This window comes from Rhizobium sp. B21/90, assembly GCF_019355815.1.
Taxonomy (GTDB): domain Bacteria; phylum Pseudomonadota; class Alphaproteobacteria; order Rhizobiales; family Rhizobiaceae; genus Rhizobium; species Rhizobium rhododendri.
Genome location: NZ_CP072165.1, coordinates 50,808 through 67,118, shown reverse-complemented (window position 1 = coordinate 67,118; position 16,311 = coordinate 50,808). Strand labels below are relative to the sequence as shown.

The following is a 16,311-nucleotide window of genomic DNA, read 5'->3' as shown; positions in this document are numbered from 1 at the left end:
ACCTGACTTAATGAGTTAGGTATTGGCCGCCGTCGTCTGGTGCGGCCGCTGGAATGAGCGATGACATTTCACCCACGCATGGACAACAAGATCGAAGGCTTCTCCGTCATCGGCGGGGTGCATCGTCGCGTCTGGAATGGAATCGTTGCCGATGTCTGGGACGTCGATTGCGCCCCCTATGCCGGCGGCTACTACGTTTCCGACGATCCCCGGCTGTTCGTCCTCCTGGACTCGCGCGGCTCCGGTCAATGCAGCCTCAAGCTGTCGCCAAAAGCGGCCGGCGTGCAGCAGGGAAATGCGCCGCGTGCCTCCTACATACCGGCCGGGCTGGAAATGTGGGCCGATATGGTGGATATCGATTTCGTCCGTCATCTCGATATCCACTTCAGCGCTGAAGGGCTCAGCCGCCGCCTGATGGAGGACCTCGATCCCGCCAGGCTAGGCAATCCCCGCCTGCTGTTTTCCGATCCGCGCGTGCTGGCGCTGGCAGGTCTTATCGCGGCGGAATGCGAAAATCCTGCGCCGCTGCACGATCTCTACGGCGACGGACTGGCTGTCTCGCTGTTGATCGATGTGCTGCAACTCTCCCGCACAGCACCGCGCAAGCGCAGCAGACTTGCTGCGTGGCAATTGCGCCGGGTCGTCGACTACATCGAGGAAAATTGCCTCAGAAATATTCGGCTGGAGGAACTGGCGGCGTTGACCAACATGTCGCAATCGCACTTCAGCCACGCCTTCAAGGCCTCGACCGGCATTCCCCCGCACCAATGGCAGACGAAGGCTCGGCTCGATCGGGCCAAGCAACTGATGATTTCGGATACGCCGTTGACGGACGTGGCCGTCGAGACAGGGTTTTCGGACCAGGCGCATTTCACCCGTGTTTTTCGCAAGCACATCGGCACGACGCCGGCAAACTGGAGAAAGAGCCAGCTTGTGTGAGGCTTTTGACACAGGGCCCGGGCAAATGCCGACATCTGCCACAATTGCCCAAAAACGTTCTATTTTGCGAAATTGCGACAAGCCCTTCGATTTAATATGAGTTAACAAATCATCTTATATTGAGACGGCGCCGCCTTGAGGGTGAAGGGCGGCGCGCAATGGGGCGCAGGACATGACGTATTTGACCAAGGGAATTTCATTCAAGGCGCGGCTGGCAGTGGGCGTGGCGATGGCGAGCCTTGCGCTTGTCACATCGGCGACGGCAGAGGAGACGCAGCCGACCGAACTCAAGCCACTCGTGGTGCAGGGCGGTCAGGGCGGCAAGGCCGGCGCGACCGACACCGGAAGCGATACGACCGGCCGCGATCCGGTCAAGGGTTATGTTGCCAAGACCACGACGGCGGGATCGAAAGCGGATATTCCGATCAAGGACCTGCCGCAGTCGGTATCGGTGGTCGGTCAGCAGGAAATGCAGGATCGCGGTATTACAAACAAGGTGGATGAAGCCCTGCGCTACACGCCGGGTGTCAACACACAACCGTTCGGCAATGACGGCGACACCGACTGGTTCTATATCCGCGGCTTCGATGCGACCCAGACAGGCGTTTTTCTCGATGGCCTGACGCTGTTCAGCTACGGCTTCGGCGGCTTCCAGATCGATCCATTCTCGCTCGAACGCATAGAAGTGCTGAAGGGCGCATCGTCAGTAACCTATGGCGGTACCAATCCCGGCGGTATCGTCAATATGGTCCGCAAAGAACCGACCGATCAGCCGCTTTACTACACGGAGATCGGGATCAACAACAACGGCAATGCCTATGCCGGCTTTGACTTCTCCGACAAGCTCAGCGCCGACGGAGTGTGGAGCTACCGCCTGACCGGCAAAGTCGCCGGTGGCGACCAGTACAGCGATTTCACACACGACCTGCGTGGCTTCGTTATGCCGCAGATCACCATCTCGCCAGACGAATCCACCAAGTTTTCGGTCTATGCCTATGTCAGCGGCCTCGACGAAGTGCACAGCGGCAATGGCTTTTTCCCCTATGTCGGCACCGTCGTCGATGCCCCGTTCGGCAAGATCGACCGCAAGGCTTTCTACGGCGAACCGAGCATCGACAAGGAAACCTACAGCCAGGAAATGGTCGGCTACTCCGTCGAACACGAATTCGATGGTGGCTGGAAGCTCTCGCAGAACCTTCGCTATGGCCATTTGAAGAAGGACGAGGAAGGCCCGTATCTCAATGGCTATGTTGGCGGCGACCCGAATGCTGCCGGCTACAGCGACCCGAGCTACGAACTGGCGCGCATCGGCTTCACCGAGCATAGCAAGGCCGATTCCTTCTCGGTCGACAACAATGCCCAGCGTGAGTTCGACCTGGGCGGTATCAGCCACAACTTTCTGATTGGCACTGATTACTCGCTCTATCGCCTCGATAACGTGCAAGCCTGCTGTGGCTCAAACCCTATCAGCGCCACCGACCCGGTCTACAACAGCACCCAGGGCGCCAACTTCGTCTATCTCGACCAGGTAATGACGCAGCAGCAGCTCGGCGTCTATGCTCAGGACCAGATGAAGTTCGGCGACGGCTGGCTGGTGACCCTCAACGGCCGCTACGATTTCGTCGACGAGAATGTCGACTCCCGGATCTCCACGGATTCCGGGTCGAACAGCAAGTCGCCCAGCGGCCGAGCCGGTCTTGCCTACGATTTCGGCAACGGCATCACGCCTTACGTCAGCGTCGGAACGTTCTTCAACCCGCTGATCGGCACGACCGCTACCGGTGCCGGACTGGTCCCCGAAGAGGGCGAACAATATGAAGCCGGCATCAAATACCAGCCGACCTTCATGGACGCCCTATTTACCGCCTCGGTCTTCAACATCAACCGAAAGAACATGGCGCTGACCGATCCCGCCACCTTCCTGCAGTACCAGCTCGGCGAAGTGCGCTCGCGTGGGGTCGAACTGGAAGGCAAGGTCAATCTCGACCAGAACTGGAAGCTGCTCGGCTCATACTCGTACACAGACCTGGAGGTCACGAAAAACCTCGACACCAGCATCGTCGGCAATTCGCCCTACCTGGTGCCAAACTCGACCGCCTCGCTCTGGCTTGATTACGCCGTTACCGACGGTGCACTCGAGGGCGTCAGCCTCGGTGCCGGCATGCGCTACCAGGGCAAGTCCTGGGCCGATGCCGCCAACACGCTGCGCGTGCCCTCGGCCACCGTCTTCGATGCGGCCGTGCGTTACGAAAAGAACGGCTGGGGCGCAGCGCTCAGCGTCGCCAACGTCTTCGACAAGGAATACGTCTCGGGTTGCGCCGGGGTGAATACTTGCGGTTACGGCGATGCTCGGACCTTCACCCTGAAACTCAGTAAGAAGTGGTAGGCGGCTGACCGGAAGCGGGTGGCTGGCGCCACCGCTTCCATCTGGCGCAGAACGGGGAGATACGCAATGATGAACGCCGCCGTGTTTACCGCCTCCGGCGTTGCTGTTCCCGCCGATGCAGCGAAGTTGCTGGACCAGCTTTGTGCCCAGTTGCCGGATTACGTCGTCCGCACGTCTGATGGCGCGACCATCGAGACGACGATCGGCGGCGGCGACATCGCGCTTGCCGACAACCGGCTGATCATCAACCTGCAATGCCCAACGGCCTCGATGCTGTTCACCATTCGCTGCATGGTGGCGGAGCACCTGTTCAAGTCCGCTGAAAACGACGAACTCGATCTCCGCTGGGTGGATGGCCCGCAGGTGGCAGCGGTCCCTGATCTGCGCGAAATCACCGTCGTCGGCGCCCGCGATATCACGCCCCATATGCGCCGTGTCACTGTCGCCACCGATGATATCGGCCATTTCAGCCGCGGGGGGCTGCATGTCCGGTTGTTGATACCGCCCCGTGGCCGTCAACCCGTCTGGCCTCAGACGATGCCGGATGGACGTATCCAGTGGCCGAAGGGCGATGATGCGCTGATCGTCCGTCCCTACACGATCCGCAATCTGCATACTGATCGCGGCGAGCTCGATATCGACTTTGTCATCCACGAGGGTGATCATGGGCCGGGTGCAGCCTGGGCACTATCCGCGAAGTCCGGCGACCGCGCCGCTCTCATGGGGCCAGGCGGCGGCGATGTGCCGGATGTCGGCGACATCATTCTGGTTGGCGATGAAACCGCCTTCCCCGCCATCGCCCGCATTGCCGCAGCCGCACCTTCAGATGCGCGGTTGCGCATTTTCGTGGAGGTGGGCAGCAGGGCGGACGAACAGCCTTTGCCAACGGTCGCTAGGGCCCAAGTCGTCTGGCTTCACCGCGATGATGGCTTTTCCGGGCGGCTGGAGGCAATCGTGCGCGAGCAGGTTGCCGCCGGAGGAGAGAAGCCGTTCGTCTGGGTTGCCTGCGAACAGGCAGAGGCCCGGGCGATCCGGATTTTCCTGAAAACGGAAATCGCCTATGACCGCGATCGTTTCAGTGTCGCCGCGTACTGGCAGCGTCAATAGTTGCCGGTCGCTTAATCCGAAGGCCCCTGCCCTTCGCTACGCCATTTTCAGGCCGGCTCGAACAGCGGAACGATCTCCATTTCCGGCACCAGCACGAGGCCTTTGTCGGTGATCCGGATTTCCGGAATGACCGAAAGCGGTATGAGGTTGAAGCCCATATAGGCGATGGTGCACTCGGCCTTTTCCCACTCGATCTTCAGCAGCTTGGTTTCTTCGGCTACCTCGTGGACCCGCTTGTCGGACAAAAGCCCCGCAATCGGCAGCGGCACCATGGCTGTCACCTTGCCATCCATGACGACGCAGACGCCGCCCTGCCTTTCCTCGATGGCCGCAAGCGCCACCTGCATGTCTGCCTCGTTGGTGCCGGCGACGATGATGTTGTGGCTATCATGGCCAACCGAAGACGCGACCGCACCCTTCTTCAGCCCGAAGCCGTTGAGCAGTCCGTGGGCGACATTGCCGGCTGATTTGCCGTGGCGCTCGATGACTGTCACGAAGCACAGGCCGTGGCGCTCGAAATGCGTCTGCCAGTCGTTCGCCGGCTCAAGACTGACGGTGACGTGGCCGAGGGTGATGCCGGGAAGCTCGGTCTTGATGGTGTGTGCGAGTACCGGCGTGGTCGGCAGGTCCGGCGTCAGTTTCAGATTGGCCGGCAGCTTCACCGTATGGTAGGCGGCCTCGGGATACCGGTATGGTTTTGAAAGCGCCTCGTCGAGGACAGCGGTGATCTTGCGGTTGTCCACGACCAGTTCGCCACCGTACCACGTGCTAACCGGCTTCAGTTCGTCGGTCAGCAGCACGAGATCGGCGCGCCGTCCACCGCCGAGGCCGCCGATTTCGTTTTCCATGCCGAAGCGCGTCGCTCCATGCAGCGAGCCCATCGACCAGGCCTGCTCGATCGTCATGCCGGCCTTGACGGCCTCGCGCGTCACCCAGTCCTGTCCGAACAGCAGCAGGTCATCGGCGTCTCGGTCGTCGGTGCATACGGCGATGCGTTTGTGCGAGGCGCCAAGTTCGGTAATGGTCTTGATCGCCAGCGGCAGGCTGTGCCATGGCGTCGTCGGCGGGCCGCCGCGCAGGAAGAGCCAGATGCCTGCCTCCAGCATATCGTCGGCAATGTCCCGGTCGATGGCTTCATGGGTGTCCGTGACACCAGACGCAGCATAGGCCGACACAAATTCGCGGCCGTAGACGTGCCCGGACACCGGTCTGCCCCTTTCCAGCGCCGCAGCAAGGATGGCGTGGCTGCGCTCGTCACCCATGGCGACCTGGACGAAGTCCATTTTCTCGCCAAGAGCGACCGCCTCGGGCCATTTGTCGAACAGGGCTGCAATTTTCGCAGGCGTCAGATCGCCCCCGGCCGTCTCGAACACTGGCGAGGTTGCCGGCACGGTGCTTGGCACCGTCAGGAAGATCGACAGCGGCGCCTGTCGCGCGTCTTCCAGCATGGCTTCGACACCGGCGACATCCATGGCGTTACCGATCTCGTGGCTGTCGCAGAAAATCGTCGTCGTGCCGTTCAGAAGAGCGGCCTCCGCATAGGCGCAGGCCGTGACCATGCTCGATTCGATGTGGATATGCGGATCGACCAATCCGGGGGCGATGATGCCGCCTTTCGCATCGTAGCGTTTGGCCTGTGTCCCCTTATAGGTGCCGTTCGGTTTGACCGCAGCAATGCGGCCGCCGGAGATCCAGATTTCCTTGCCGGGCAGAATGCGTTCCGAATAGGTCGAGAGCACGCGCGCATCGCCGATGACCAGATCGGGCTCGCGACGCGCCGAGGCGACGTCTGCAAGAGTGCGCGTCATGGTGGAGAGCGGCTTGATGGAAAAGCGGGTCAGCGTTGTCATGGAAATCCAATCTCTTGTCGGGGCCGAACAGGGATGCATGCTCGCAAACGCAAGCGGCGAATGCAACGGGTGTTGCATTCGCCGGGAGACTTCTGTGGGTGTCGGATGGAGAGCCGTTACTCGGCAGGAATCTCGTCGGTAACCACTTCAAACCGTACGAGGTTAGCCGGCCCGAAATTCGTGGTCAGGGCGACGTCTGTGGCATCGCGACCGGTTGCCATCAGGATACGGCCAATGCGCGGCTTGTTGTGACGAGCATCGACCGTATGCCAGTTGCCACCGAGATAGACTTCGAACCATGCACTGAAATCCATCGGGTTAACATCGATGGGCACGCCGATATCGCCGAGATAGCCGGTGCAATAGCGCGCCGGAATGTTCATGCAGCGGCAAAGCGTGATGGCGAGATGCGCGTAGTCGCGGCAGACGCCGACCCGGTCTATGAAGCCGCCATAGGCGCTGCGGGTGGAATCGGCCTGCTGGTAGTCGAACCTGATCTGGTTATGGGCAAAATCGAGGATCGCCTTGACGCGCTGCCAGCCGAAAGGTGTATTGCCGAATTGCGACCAGGCGAAATTTGCCAGCCGATCCGTGTCGCAATAGCGGCTGCCCAGCAGGTAGACGAGCACGTCGTTCGGCAGATCCTTGATCTCGTGCTGCACGGCATCCACCGGAATATTGTCCGGCAGGCCGGTATCGTAGATTTCGAAGGCAGTGGAAATTGTCGTTACGCCGGCGGGCGCCACGATGCGTGTGCATGCGTTGCCAAAACCGTCGGTGTAGCCTGAAGCTTCGATGTCCCTGTCAAAGGTAAGGACCTGGTCGGACAACAGGTCAATGCGCCGCGACGGGTGAATGTTCAGGCACAGCAACATAGGAGTTGGCTGCGGGCAGTCGTACGCAATGCTGAAGCCGGCACTTATTTTCATCACTTAGCCTTTGTTTATGGGAAACCCATGCAAATTGGCATGAGCTACCGTTGAACGTTGCAGGAGAGAGACTGTTCCATGGCTCTTTCGGCCCTTTCAGGAAGCGTACCCGCACTGCGCTCGGTTGTCACGTTCACCTGTACCGTCATGTCGTCATAATCCTCAGCTTCTCCGTCATAGCTGCCGGTGAGCGGGATCGCCTGGCGCGGATCGCGAGCAACGCCGACACGGATCAGATCGCGATTTCCGACGATCCCGTTGGTCGGGTCGAATTCGACCCAACCGGCGCCGGGCAGATAGACCTGGCACCATGCGTGGGTGGAACCGCCGCCGCGTATCGACGAATCGTTGCGGCTGGGGACGAAGACGTAGCCGGTGACAAAGCGGGCAGCGAGGCCGAGGGAGCGGGCCGCCTCGATCATCAGCAGTGCGAAATCGCGACAGGTTCCCTTGCGCAGCTTCAGCGTCTCGATCGGCAGCTGCGTGCCGCGCGCCGAGCGGCGGGCGTAGGCGAAGCTTTCATGGATGGCAAAGCACATCGTCATGAGCAGCTGGCCGGTCGCCGTCGGCTGCCCGATGCGGACGAACTGGCGTGCCCATTTGCCGACTATGTCCTGCGGATCAGGATAGTGACGCTCGATGGTCGGCCTAAGGTCTGCGACTTCGTCGGGGTCATAGGCGAACGGATATTGCAGAGCGGTCTCGTCGATCTGTAGGTTCAAGGCCACCTGGGGCGTATGGTCGAGACGAATCCGTGTCTCGAAACGCAACTCGCTGGCCGGCTCGGAAATGTTTACCAGGGCGACGCAGTTTCCGAAGACGTCGAGAATCCATCGAACGCTGCTGGGTTTGGGCTCGACCAGCAGTGTCGATTCGAGGAGCCGCTGGTCGAAGCTGTCGCGCGGCCGGAACATAAGCCGGTGCTCCCCGAAAGCGACCGGCTTCTTGTAGCGGTAGACCGTGATATGTTTGACGGAAAAGACAGTCATCGTTCAAATGCCCTTCACAGCCTGCTTGCGCCGGAGGCTGCATCGATTCTGGAAAAGCGGCCATGCTATATTTTTTCGCCGGTCATGGAAGCGATGATCCGATTCGTGCGTCATTCCCGTTCATATTAGCGGACGATATATTAATGCGTCGAAAATCTAGCCGGAGCTTGCGAAGGTGGTGTGGCCAGAGCTCTACGGGGGCGAAGAGTTGACAAAGAGGAGCCGTTCGGCTAGTAAAAATCATCGGTAGTTGTTTGCGATATTTGTGTTTGCTGGCGCTTGACGCTTTCTTTACGAAATTCCCCTTTCAAAAATCGAAAATTTATTCGCCGAGTATCGCTCTGCGAAAAACGATGTTGCAATGGAAAGGGTTCGTCATGACCACCGGCACAGTAAAATGGTTCAACTCCACCAAGGGCTTCGGCTTCATTCAGCCTGACAACGGCGGCGCAGACGTGTTCGTACACATCTCGGCTGTCGAGCGTGCAGGGATGCGCGAAATTGTCGAAGGCCAGAAGCTTTCTTTCGAGCTTGAGCGTGACAACAAGTCTGGCAAAATGTCTGCCGGCCAGCTCCAGGCTGCTTAACGGTCTTTAGCCTCGCCATGACCACGGATGTACTGGCATGATGCAGGGGCTTTAGTCCAAGGGAAGGTCAGACCTATAGTCTGGCCTTTTTCGCTTCAATACCGACGACACGCTTTGAGGAGGATTGAAACGTGACGGAGAATTCGAAATCCCGCGAACAGGCTGAAATCGCTTTCAGCAAAACGCAAACGGAATACCTGGCTCGGACCAGGACAATATCCGAAATCGACGAAGTCGCCGCCGATCGCGACGCCAAGACAGCCCGTCTTCGGGAATTGCGACTTGAAAAAGAAGCCAATGCTGTGCCACAGGTAGGCAAGCCGAAGAAAGCCACAAAGCGCTGAGAAGCCATGAGGCAAAACCACCAATAAGGACGACGACCGCTTGAGACACGTAAACGATAATGGCTTTGCCGAGCGCCGCAAGGCTGCCACCGAAGCCAAGAAGCAGCTTTTGACGAAATTCGCCACCGCTCCGAAGCCGACCGACCCGGATGTGGTCGCCAAGCGCGCGGAACGTGCGGCAGCAGCGGAAGCGCGTGAAGCGCGCCGTGCCGAACGCGAGCAGGAAAAGCGCGAGGAATATGCGCGGCAGTTGGCCGAAGCAGCAGCTAAGACCGCTGCCGCCAGTGCCGAAGCGAAGGCTCATGCCGAAGCCCAGGAAGCCGAAGCTGTAAAGAGCGTCGAGCAGATGGCCGCCGACGAGGCAGCCCGCAAGGCCGAACGCGACCGCCGCTATGCAGCCCGCAAGGCCCGTCAGCGCTAGGTTTTCCACAGCAAATTCAAATGCTAGCCGGCCCTCGAGAGGCCGGCTATTTGCGTTGTGCTGCGGTCTTTCCGACCATTGGGTAAGTTCGACCAGCGATCCGGACCGCTTGGCTGCGCGTCGTGGGCAAAAGCTGGTGCTTGCCGCGAGCGTGGAAAGGGCTATCGTGCCCCGTCATAGGGGTGCGGGTGGAGTAAGGCGTTGGTGTATGATTGGTATGGCGGCCGGACGCGTCGGCTGCGTCAGTTGAAACGCGGACTGTTCTGGTGCCTGGCGTTTCTCGTCGTTTGTGCGGCCGCAATGGTCTTGATGCGCTTTCGCTGACTGCGACAACGTTCTTTGATGGTCGGGATGTGCCGGCGGAAGGTCCGCCGGCCGGTTTTTGGCTTATGCCAGCAGGGCGGCGGCGTCGCGGAACGATACCAGGCGGCGGTTCTTTTCGTCCCACAGGACGAGCTTTACGCAGCGGATGCTTTCCATGATCGTAATACGCCCGACATTGCGCAGTTGCGGATGGTCGCGCAGCACTTCCGGCAACCGGTAATAAGGCACTCGGCTGGCAAGGTGATGGACGTGATGGATACCGATATTGGCGGTGATCCACATCAGCGGCGCCGGCAGATCGTAATTCGATGCACCGTGCAGGGCTGCGTGGGGGAACTGCCACTCCGGCGGTTCGGACCAATGGGTTTCTTCGAACTGGTGCTGGACGTAGAATAGCCAGATGCCTGCGGCGCCAGCGAGCACGACGATAGGCAGGTGCACCATCAGGAACGGCACGACGCCCACGGCCCACATGAGCAAGCCGGCAACCACCGCGACAGCGGCGTTGGTCGCCATCGTCGATACCCATGGCTGGAGCCCGGAGCGCATCATGCCGAATGGCAGCCGCTGCTTGAAGAGAAACAGCCAGATCGGGCCGATGCCGAACATGACCACCGGGTTGCGATAGAGGCGGTATGTCATGCGCCCGCGAAACGACAGAGCGTTGTATTCCGCGATCGTCAGCGTGGCGATGTCGCCGACACCGCGTTCGTCCAGATTGCCGGCAGAGGCGTGGTGTTCGGCATGAGCGCGACGCCAATAGTCATAAGGTGTCAGCGTCAGCACGCCAATGATACGGCCCGTCCAGTCGTCAACGCGACGGCGCGCAAAAAACGAGCCATGGCCGCAATCGTGCTGGATCATGAACAGACGCAGCAGAAACGCCGCTGCCGGAACAATCAGGATTAGGCCGGGCCAGAAGCTGTAGTGAACTGCGATCCAGGACAGTACCCAGAAAACGATAAAGGGGATGACGGTCACTGCCAGTTCGAACGCGCTACGAGTACCGCGTGGCTGGCGATATTTCGACAGGATCTTGAGCCAGGCTTTTTCGTTGGTAATATCAGCAGGAGCGGATGAAACGTCCGCAAGAGCGGGCTTAGTCGTGGCGTTATGCACCGGCATTGGACTTTCTGCGCAATGGAAGGAAGAGCTAGCTGACAGTGTGGAACTATCTGCCTATGAAACGAGACCGATTTTATCTCGCCGGACGATCCCCGTATATCCCATGCGGCCATCTCGGATAGGTGTATACAACCAATGAGGCCGTTTCGTGTTTAATTCGACGCTGGACTTTCTGCCGGATCCGTCGACTGTCCGCCGCCATGCTTAATCCGCTGTCGGCTCGAGCCGGCGCCGGCGCTGAAGATTGGCATCGAGTTGCGACATCACGCGGAGGGTTGCATTCACATCGTCTTCGCTTGCGCCCTCGAAAAGCTCGGCACGGAGCTTTGCCAATACGTTGCTCAACTCGGTATTCCGCGCCTGTCCGGCGGCTGTCAGACGCAACGTTTTGGCGCGTCGATCCTGCGGGTCTTCGATACGATCGATATAGCCCAACTCCGTAAGCTGGTCGAGAACCCGTACCAACGTCGGTCCCTCCAGATTGAGGACATCGGCAAGAGTGCCCTGACGGATGTTGTCGCCGAGGCGGGCAATGTAGCGCATTGGCAGAACGGTGGCCTCCGATAGCTCGTAAGGCTTCAGAGCACCATCCAGGGCCCTACGGTAAAGGCGGGCCAGGAGCACAAGATTAACGCCCATCCGCTCGTGCAACTCTCTCATCGGCATAGCATTCACTCTGATTTCGACGCTGCATTTTCAAATATTGTCTTACGATAGACAATGGCTATCGCCCGTAGTTGTTTCCTTTAAACGGATGCCGCCTTTTAAGCACGAAAATTGCGACGGGCCGACGTTTTTTATCGGTAAAAAAGTCTTCCTCGATTGTCGGCAAGGCGGCTGACACTGCGCCCCGGCAAAAGTTCTGGCAGTGAGACCGATCTGGTGCCGAAATGGTGAATGCGCGCCGCGTAAATCCCACTGTCGATCTGGGGCATCCCGTGTTTAATGATGTCCTTTTAATCGGAGACACAAATGCTGTCGCAGGCAGTCGTCCGCCGCGAGGTGGACGTGATCATCATCGGCGCCGGCGCCGCCGGCATTGCCGCCGGACGCCACTTGCAAACCGTCCGTCCGGACTTATCGCTGCAAATTCTTGAGGCCGGCGCGCATATCGGTGGTCGGGCGCTCACGGTTCGACCGAAACTCCTGGCAAGACAACCTGTCGATCTCGGTTGCGGCTGGCTCCACGGCGCACAAACCAATGCATGGACTTCTGTTGCAGGTGACCTGGGGCTGGCCGTTGACCAAACACCGGCGCCATGGAGCGACGGCGGCCGCCGGCTGCAGAACGACGAAGCGGCAGATGCGGCAATCGGCGACTTCTTCGAGCGCACCGAGAATTATCGGGGAGAGTCCGACAAACCACTTTCGGACTTGCTCGAGCCGGATAACCCCTGGAACCCTCGGATCGAGGCGATCGGGACCTATCTGAACGGCGCAGCGCTGGATCAATCCTCCCTTCTGGACTATGCCAACTACGCGCCTGGCGAGGGTCCCGACTGGCGGGTGCGTGAGGGCTACGGGGCGCTGATAAGCACTTACGCCGGTACATTGCCCATTTCACTTCATACAGTCGTGACCGGCATAGACCACTGCTCTCGCACGTCTGTCGTCGTCGAGACCAATCGGGGGGCGTTGACGGCGCGCTGGGTGATCGTCACGCTGTCCACCAGTATGCTGGCGCGGGAGACCATACGTTTTACGCCAGCCTTGCCGCACAAGATCGAGGCGGCGACCTCCCTGCCCCTTGGTCTCGCGAACAAGCTTTTTCTGCGCGTGCCTTCCGATCTCGATTTGCCGGTGGATACGCAGGCCTATGGCTCAGCCAAGACGAGTGCAACTGGCAGCTATCATATCCGTGCCTTCGGTCAACCGATCATCGAAGCCTACTTCGCCGGTCCGCTTGCCCATGATCTCGAAAGGGCGGGCGATGCTGCCGCGCTGGCGTTTGCGCGCGATGAACTGGGAGGCGTCTTCGGAAGCGCAATTCGCGGCGATCTGGAATTTGTGACGATGTCCGGCTGGGCAACATCACCGCATATCGGTGGCGCTTATGCCTATGCCAGGCCGGGCGCTGTTTCTGCGCGCGGCGTGCTCGCCGAACCCGTCGACGGACGCTTGTTGTTTGCCGGCGAAGCTTGTTCCGTGGCGCGTTATTCCACGGCCCATGGCGCCTTCGAGACAGGCGTTGCAGCGGCTGAAAGGATTATCGATGCCGCGCCATCACCTGCGGCCAATGCACTTGCAAACGAAAGCTAGCCTACCATATTTTCCGCGAGATACTTTTGAGCGCGACACAGCCTTATATCCGGCCTATCGCCGCACCTTACGTATTCGATTCGACAATCGATAAGCCGTCATATGGCGGCTCCACCATGCTCTTCTGATGCCCTGTCTTGGGTTTCGCAGTATCGACAGGGATTAGACATGCTCAATCGCTTCACTTTCAGTCGCCGGGCGAGCTTCTGGACGGCCGCTGCAGTCGTTGCCCACACGCTGTGGACCAGTGCTGCACCGGCCATGACCTACCCGCTCTATGCCAGGGAGTGGGGCCTGACGCCGTTTGCCACAACGGCAATCTTCGCGATCTATCCCATCGTGGTGGTCCTGGTCCTTGTGGGTTTCGGCGATATTTCCGATTATGTCGGTCGTCGCAAGACGATGTTGTTCGGGTTGGCCGCTTCGCTGATCGGCGTGTTGCTGTTCGCGGTGGCGCCGGATGTCTGGTGGGTGCTGGTCGGACGCGCTTTTATGGGCGTCGGGGTCGGACTTTCTGCCGGGCCGTCGGCTGCCGCACTCGTGGAATTCAGTGCACCGGGTCAAGGTCAAAAAGCCAGCGCCATTACTACGCTCGCCCAGGTCACCGGCCTGATATGCGCAGCGCTGGTGGGCGGCGCACTTATCCAGTATGCACCGTTTCCGACGCGGCTGAATTTCATCGTGCTTCTCGTGGTTCTTGCCGGCATATTTGCGGCGACCTGGTTTCTTCCCCGCCATCTCAGCACGGAGGCCTCCGGCCCCTGGCGGTTCAAGGCCATCGTCATCCCGCGCGGCCTGCGCAAGATCTTCGCGACATCGACGATCGCGGTCACCGCGTCCTATGCAATGGGCACCATCATCCTGTCACTCGGGGCACAGATCGCTCATGACGTCATCGGTTCGCCGAATGCCATGGTCAACGGCGCGACCATTGCCCTGTTCGCCTTCGTCGGTGGCGTGGTTGCTATTCCCGCCAGAGGCCTCAGGTCATCTGCCACAATCCTTATCGGAGGTCTCTCTTCGCTGACTGCAGTTGGCCTCCTTGCCTTCTCCGCCAGCCAACATTCGCTTAGTCTGTTTGCAACGGCGCTTGTGTTCGGCGGCATTTCCTACAGCCTTCTGTTTTCCGGCGGGCTCGGGCTGTTGAATGCCAATGCGCCGCCCCATCATCGCGGCGGCACCTTGTCGGCTCTGTTCCTGGTTGCCTATCTCGCGCAGGGGCTGGCAGCACTCCTGCTCGGGAAGATTGCCACACTCTACGGCTTGAATTTCGCCGTCGATGTGGGATCGGCTATCATTGCCGGCCTGTCATTGTGCGCCATGTTGCTTGCTGTCCTCTACGCCTCCCCTACCCCCTCCTCCCGACACGTGATTGGAAACCGTCCATGAGCACCCTTTTCTCACCTTTTGAACTCCGCAATCTGACCCTGCCCAACCGGATCGTCGTTTCGCCGATGTGCCAGTATGTCGCCGACAACGGCAAGGCCACCGCCTGGCACGAAGTACACCTCGGCGGGTTGGCGCTTTCGGGCGCAAGCATGCTGTTTCTGGAAGCGACAGCCGTGGAAGCAGCCGGCCGTATCACGCCCGGCGACCTCGGCCTGTGGAACGACGAAACGGAAGCCGCTCTGAAACCGGTGATCGATGCTATTCGTCTCGTCTCAAAGACGGCTATCGTCATGCAATTGGGTCATGCCGGCCGCAAGGCGTCCAGCCATTTGCCTTGGGAAGGTGGCGAACTCATACCGCTTGCTGAAGGTGGCTGGGAGAACTTTGCCCCCTCCCCTCTTCCTCACAAGGATGGCGAGCGCGCGCCGACCGCTCTCGATGCTGCCGGATTGGCGCGAGTTCGCGATGCTTTCGCAGCGACTGCTGCACGGGCAGCAAGACTTCGGCTGGATGGTGTCGAGCTACATGCCGCCCACGGCTATCTCCTGCATCAATTTCTGTCGCCCCTCTCCAACCAGCGGACGGACGAGTACGGCGGGTCTCTCGAAAACCGCATGCGCTTTCCGCTCGAAGTGTTCGACGCTGTCCGCGCGGCGTTCCCGTCGGACAAGGCCGTTGGCGTGCGGATTTCCGCAACGGATTGGGTCGAGGGTGGATGGGATGTCGCTCAGAGCATTGCGTTCGTCAATGAACTGCAAAAGCGCGGGGTTGATTGGATCGATGTGTCCTCGGCCGGCGTCTCGCCGTTGCAGCAGATCACTGCAGGACCGGGCTACCAGGTGCCCTTCGCCGACGAGATCAAGCAAGCAACAGGCGTTACGACTATCGCGGTTGGTCTGATCACCGAGGCCAAACAGGCGGAGGAGATCGTCTCGAGCGGTAAGGCTGACTTCGTGGCACTCGCACGCGCGATGCTCTACGATCCACGCTGGGGATGGCATGCTGCGGCGGAGCTCGGTGCGACCATCGAGGTTCCGCCCTCGTACCTGCGCGCTGCTCCGCATGGGAAATCTAAATTATTTCGTCAGGGTTGATTGATGTCGGTTTGAAGCTGGAGGTCCGGGCCAAGTGGCTCGGACTTTGTTGGGGTGAAAGCGCTAGCCTGTACTCTGTGCCACGTTGAGGCTTTTCGCGATATCTGATCGCTGCAGTCCACAGGCTAGCTTGAATTTTTCACAGTGCTGTCGAGACAGCCTCTTATGGGTCAGGCTCTTTCGCTGACTTTGGCCTCGTTCGCCAAGCGCAGGGCGCGCAGCCGGGCCGTTTTTTCTTCGCGCGCTTTCCGACGCTGTTCATTGTCTGCGAATGCTGCCTCAGTTGCAGCGTCCGCAAGCACTCTTTTCTGCTCTTTTGAAAGCTGAAGTCTGCGTTTTTTCTGCTCTTCCATTGAATCCTCCGTGGGTCGGTCGCAACGTGCCAGCCCCATTGCGGTCAAGCGCGCGGATGCACTCGCCATTGATAAGGCGACCTTCGTTCAATGCGAAGGTCCGCGGAAGGTTTCATCGCTTTTCAGGATCGTCCGTTGGCGGACACTCGCGTCTGGATTGTTGTTTTCTTTAGGGGCCGGTATTTCAAACGCGGGCGCAGGTCTGCTCGCTATAT

At 59.8% G+C, this 16,311-nt stretch carries 15 protein-coding genes; 9 read left to right on the top strand and 6 right to left on the bottom strand.

The window, feature by feature from the left end; translation table 11 throughout:
* Positions 1–60: 60 nt before the first annotated feature.
* The 3 genes from J5278_RS28330 to J5278_RS28320 all read left to right on the top strand — a co-directional run bounded on the left by J5278_RS28330 (position 61) and on the right by J5278_RS28320 (position 4,432).
* On the top strand, positions 61–939 hold the full coding sequence (locus J5278_RS28330) for an AraC family transcriptional regulator (protein WP_209185656.1): 879 nt from the start codon (positions 61–63) through the stop codon (positions 937–939).
* A gap of 172 nt (positions 940–1,111) precedes the next feature.
* Entirely contained in the window at positions 1,112–3,325 is a 2,214-nt protein-coding gene (locus tag J5278_RS28325; RefSeq protein WP_209185655.1) for a TonB-dependent siderophore receptor, read from the top strand.
* Positions 3,326–3,391: 66 nt separating this feature from the next.
* On the top strand, positions 3,392–4,432 hold the full coding sequence (locus J5278_RS28320) for a siderophore-interacting protein (RefSeq protein ID WP_247749356.1): 1,041 nt from the start codon (positions 3,392–3,394) through the stop codon (positions 4,430–4,432).
* A gap of 47 nt (positions 4,433–4,479) precedes the next feature.
* Here J5278_RS28320 and J5278_RS28315 read toward each other — a convergent pair whose 3' ends face one another.
* The 3 genes from J5278_RS28315 to J5278_RS28305 all read right to left on the bottom strand — a co-directional run bounded on the left by J5278_RS28315 (position 4,480) and on the right by J5278_RS28305 (position 8,200).
* Positions 4,480–6,282 carry an adenine deaminase gene (locus J5278_RS28315; RefSeq protein WP_209185654.1) on the bottom strand — a complete coding sequence of 601 codons (1,803 nt, stop codon included), beginning with the start codon at positions 6,280–6,282 and terminating at the stop codon, positions 4,480–4,482.
* A gap of 116 nt (positions 6,283–6,398) precedes the next feature.
* Positions 6,399–7,211: a transglutaminase family protein gene (locus J5278_RS28310; protein WP_209185653.1), complete on the bottom strand. Its 813-nt coding sequence runs from the start codon at positions 7,209–7,211 to the stop codon at positions 6,399–6,401.
* Between the two features lie 44 nt (positions 7,212–7,255).
* Positions 7,256–8,200 (bottom strand): transglutaminase family protein, encoded by a 945-nt coding sequence (locus J5278_RS28305; protein WP_209185652.1) that lies wholly within the window; start codon positions 8,198–8,200, stop codon positions 7,256–7,258.
* Positions 8,201–8,553: 353 nt separating this feature from the next.
* Between J5278_RS28305 and J5278_RS28300 the strand changes: the two genes are divergently transcribed.
* The 3 genes from J5278_RS28300 to J5278_RS28290 all read left to right on the top strand — a co-directional run bounded on the left by J5278_RS28300 (position 8,554) and on the right by J5278_RS28290 (position 9,552).
* Positions 8,554–8,787: a cold-shock protein gene (locus tag J5278_RS28300; RefSeq protein ID WP_279309160.1), complete on the top strand. Its 234-nt coding sequence runs from the start codon at positions 8,554–8,556 to the stop codon at positions 8,785–8,787.
* Positions 8,788–8,918: 131 nt separating this feature from the next.
* Positions 8,919–9,131: a hypothetical protein gene (locus tag J5278_RS28295; protein ID WP_111221159.1), complete on the top strand. Its 213-nt coding sequence runs from the start codon at positions 8,919–8,921 to the stop codon at positions 9,129–9,131.
* Between the two features lie 40 nt (positions 9,132–9,171).
* Entirely contained in the window at positions 9,172–9,552 is a 381-nt protein-coding gene (locus tag J5278_RS28290) for a DUF6481 family protein (protein WP_111221160.1), read from the top strand.
* A 387-nt stretch (positions 9,553–9,939) separates the two neighbouring features.
* Here J5278_RS28290 and J5278_RS28285 read toward each other — a convergent pair whose 3' ends face one another.
* Entirely contained in the window at positions 9,940–11,001 is a 1,062-nt protein-coding gene (locus tag J5278_RS28285) for a fatty acid desaturase (protein ID WP_209185651.1), read from the bottom strand.
* Between the two features lie 204 nt (positions 11,002–11,205).
* Positions 11,206–11,661: a MarR family transcriptional regulator gene (locus J5278_RS28280; protein ID WP_209185650.1), complete on the bottom strand. Its 456-nt coding sequence runs from the start codon at positions 11,659–11,661 to the stop codon at positions 11,206–11,208.
* Between the two features lie 312 nt (positions 11,662–11,973).
* Between J5278_RS28280 and J5278_RS28275 the strand changes: the two genes are divergently transcribed.
* The 3 genes from J5278_RS28275 to J5278_RS28265 all read left to right on the top strand — a co-directional run bounded on the left by J5278_RS28275 (position 11,974) and on the right by J5278_RS28265 (position 15,743).
* A complete protein-coding gene (locus J5278_RS28275; RefSeq protein WP_209185649.1) occupies positions 11,974–13,260 on the top strand; it encodes an NAD(P)/FAD-dependent oxidoreductase in 1,287 nt (428 codons plus the stop codon).
* A 168-nt stretch (positions 13,261–13,428) separates the two neighbouring features.
* Positions 13,429–14,649: an MFS transporter gene (locus tag J5278_RS28270; RefSeq protein ID WP_209185648.1), complete on the top strand. Its 1,221-nt coding sequence runs from the start codon at positions 13,429–13,431 to the stop codon at positions 14,647–14,649.
* Positions 14,646–15,743, top strand: coding sequence for an NADH:flavin oxidoreductase/NADH oxidase (locus J5278_RS28265; RefSeq protein ID WP_209185647.1), 1,098 nt, complete (start codon positions 14,646–14,648; stop codon positions 15,741–15,743). Before J5278_RS28270 ends, J5278_RS28265 begins: the two co-directional genes overlap by 4 nt.
* A gap of 170 nt (positions 15,744–15,913) precedes the next feature.
* Here J5278_RS28265 and J5278_RS28260 read toward each other — a convergent pair whose 3' ends face one another.
* On the bottom strand, positions 15,914–16,096 hold the full coding sequence (locus tag J5278_RS28260) for a hypothetical protein (RefSeq protein ID WP_209185646.1): 183 nt from the start codon (positions 16,094–16,096) through the stop codon (positions 15,914–15,916).
* Between the last annotated feature and the right edge of the window lie 215 nt (positions 16,097–16,311).

What these genes read in the sequence shown, in the direction of transcription:
- J5278_RS28330 (WP_209185656.1), top strand. Translation starts at nt 61, where the DNA reads ATGACATTTCACCCACGCATGGACAACAAGATCGAAGGCTTCTCCGTC.
- J5278_RS28325 (WP_209185655.1), top strand. Translation starts at nt 1,112, where the DNA reads ATGACGTATTTGACCAAGGGAATTTCATTCAAGGCGCGGCTGGCAGTG.
- J5278_RS28320 (WP_247749356.1), top strand. Translation starts at nt 3,392, where the DNA reads ATGATGAACGCCGCCGTGTTTACCGCCTCCGGCGTTGCTGTTCCCGCC.
- J5278_RS28315 (WP_209185654.1), bottom strand. Translation starts at nt 6,282, where the DNA reads ATGACAACGCTGACCCGCTTTTCCATCAAGCCGCTCTCCACCATGACG.
- J5278_RS28310 (WP_209185653.1), bottom strand. Translation starts at nt 7,211, where the DNA reads ATGAAAATAAGTGCCGGCTTCAGCATTGCGTACGACTGCCCGCAGCCA.
- J5278_RS28305 (WP_209185652.1), bottom strand. Translation starts at nt 8,200, where the DNA reads ATGACTGTCTTTTCCGTCAAACATATCACGGTCTACCGCTACAAGAAG.
- J5278_RS28300 (WP_279309160.1), top strand. Translation starts at nt 8,554, where the DNA reads ATGTTGCAATGGAAAGGGTTCGTCATGACCACCGGCACAGTAAAATGG.
- J5278_RS28285 (WP_209185651.1), bottom strand. Translation starts at nt 11,001, where the DNA reads ATGCCGGTGCATAACGCCACGACTAAGCCCGCTCTTGCGGACGTTTCA.
- J5278_RS28280 (WP_209185650.1), bottom strand. Translation starts at nt 11,661, where the DNA reads ATGAGAGAGTTGCACGAGCGGATGGGCGTTAATCTTGTGCTCCTGGCC.
- J5278_RS28275 (WP_209185649.1), top strand. Translation starts at nt 11,974, where the DNA reads ATGCTGTCGCAGGCAGTCGTCCGCCGCGAGGTGGACGTGATCATCATC.
- J5278_RS28270 (WP_209185648.1), top strand. Translation starts at nt 13,429, where the DNA reads ATGCTCAATCGCTTCACTTTCAGTCGCCGGGCGAGCTTCTGGACGGCC.
- J5278_RS28265 (WP_209185647.1), top strand. Translation starts at nt 14,646, where the DNA reads ATGAGCACCCTTTTCTCACCTTTTGAACTCCGCAATCTGACCCTGCCC.
- J5278_RS28260 (WP_209185646.1), bottom strand. Translation starts at nt 16,096, where the DNA reads ATGGAAGAGCAGAAAAAACGCAGACTTCAGCTTTCAAAAGAGCAGAAA.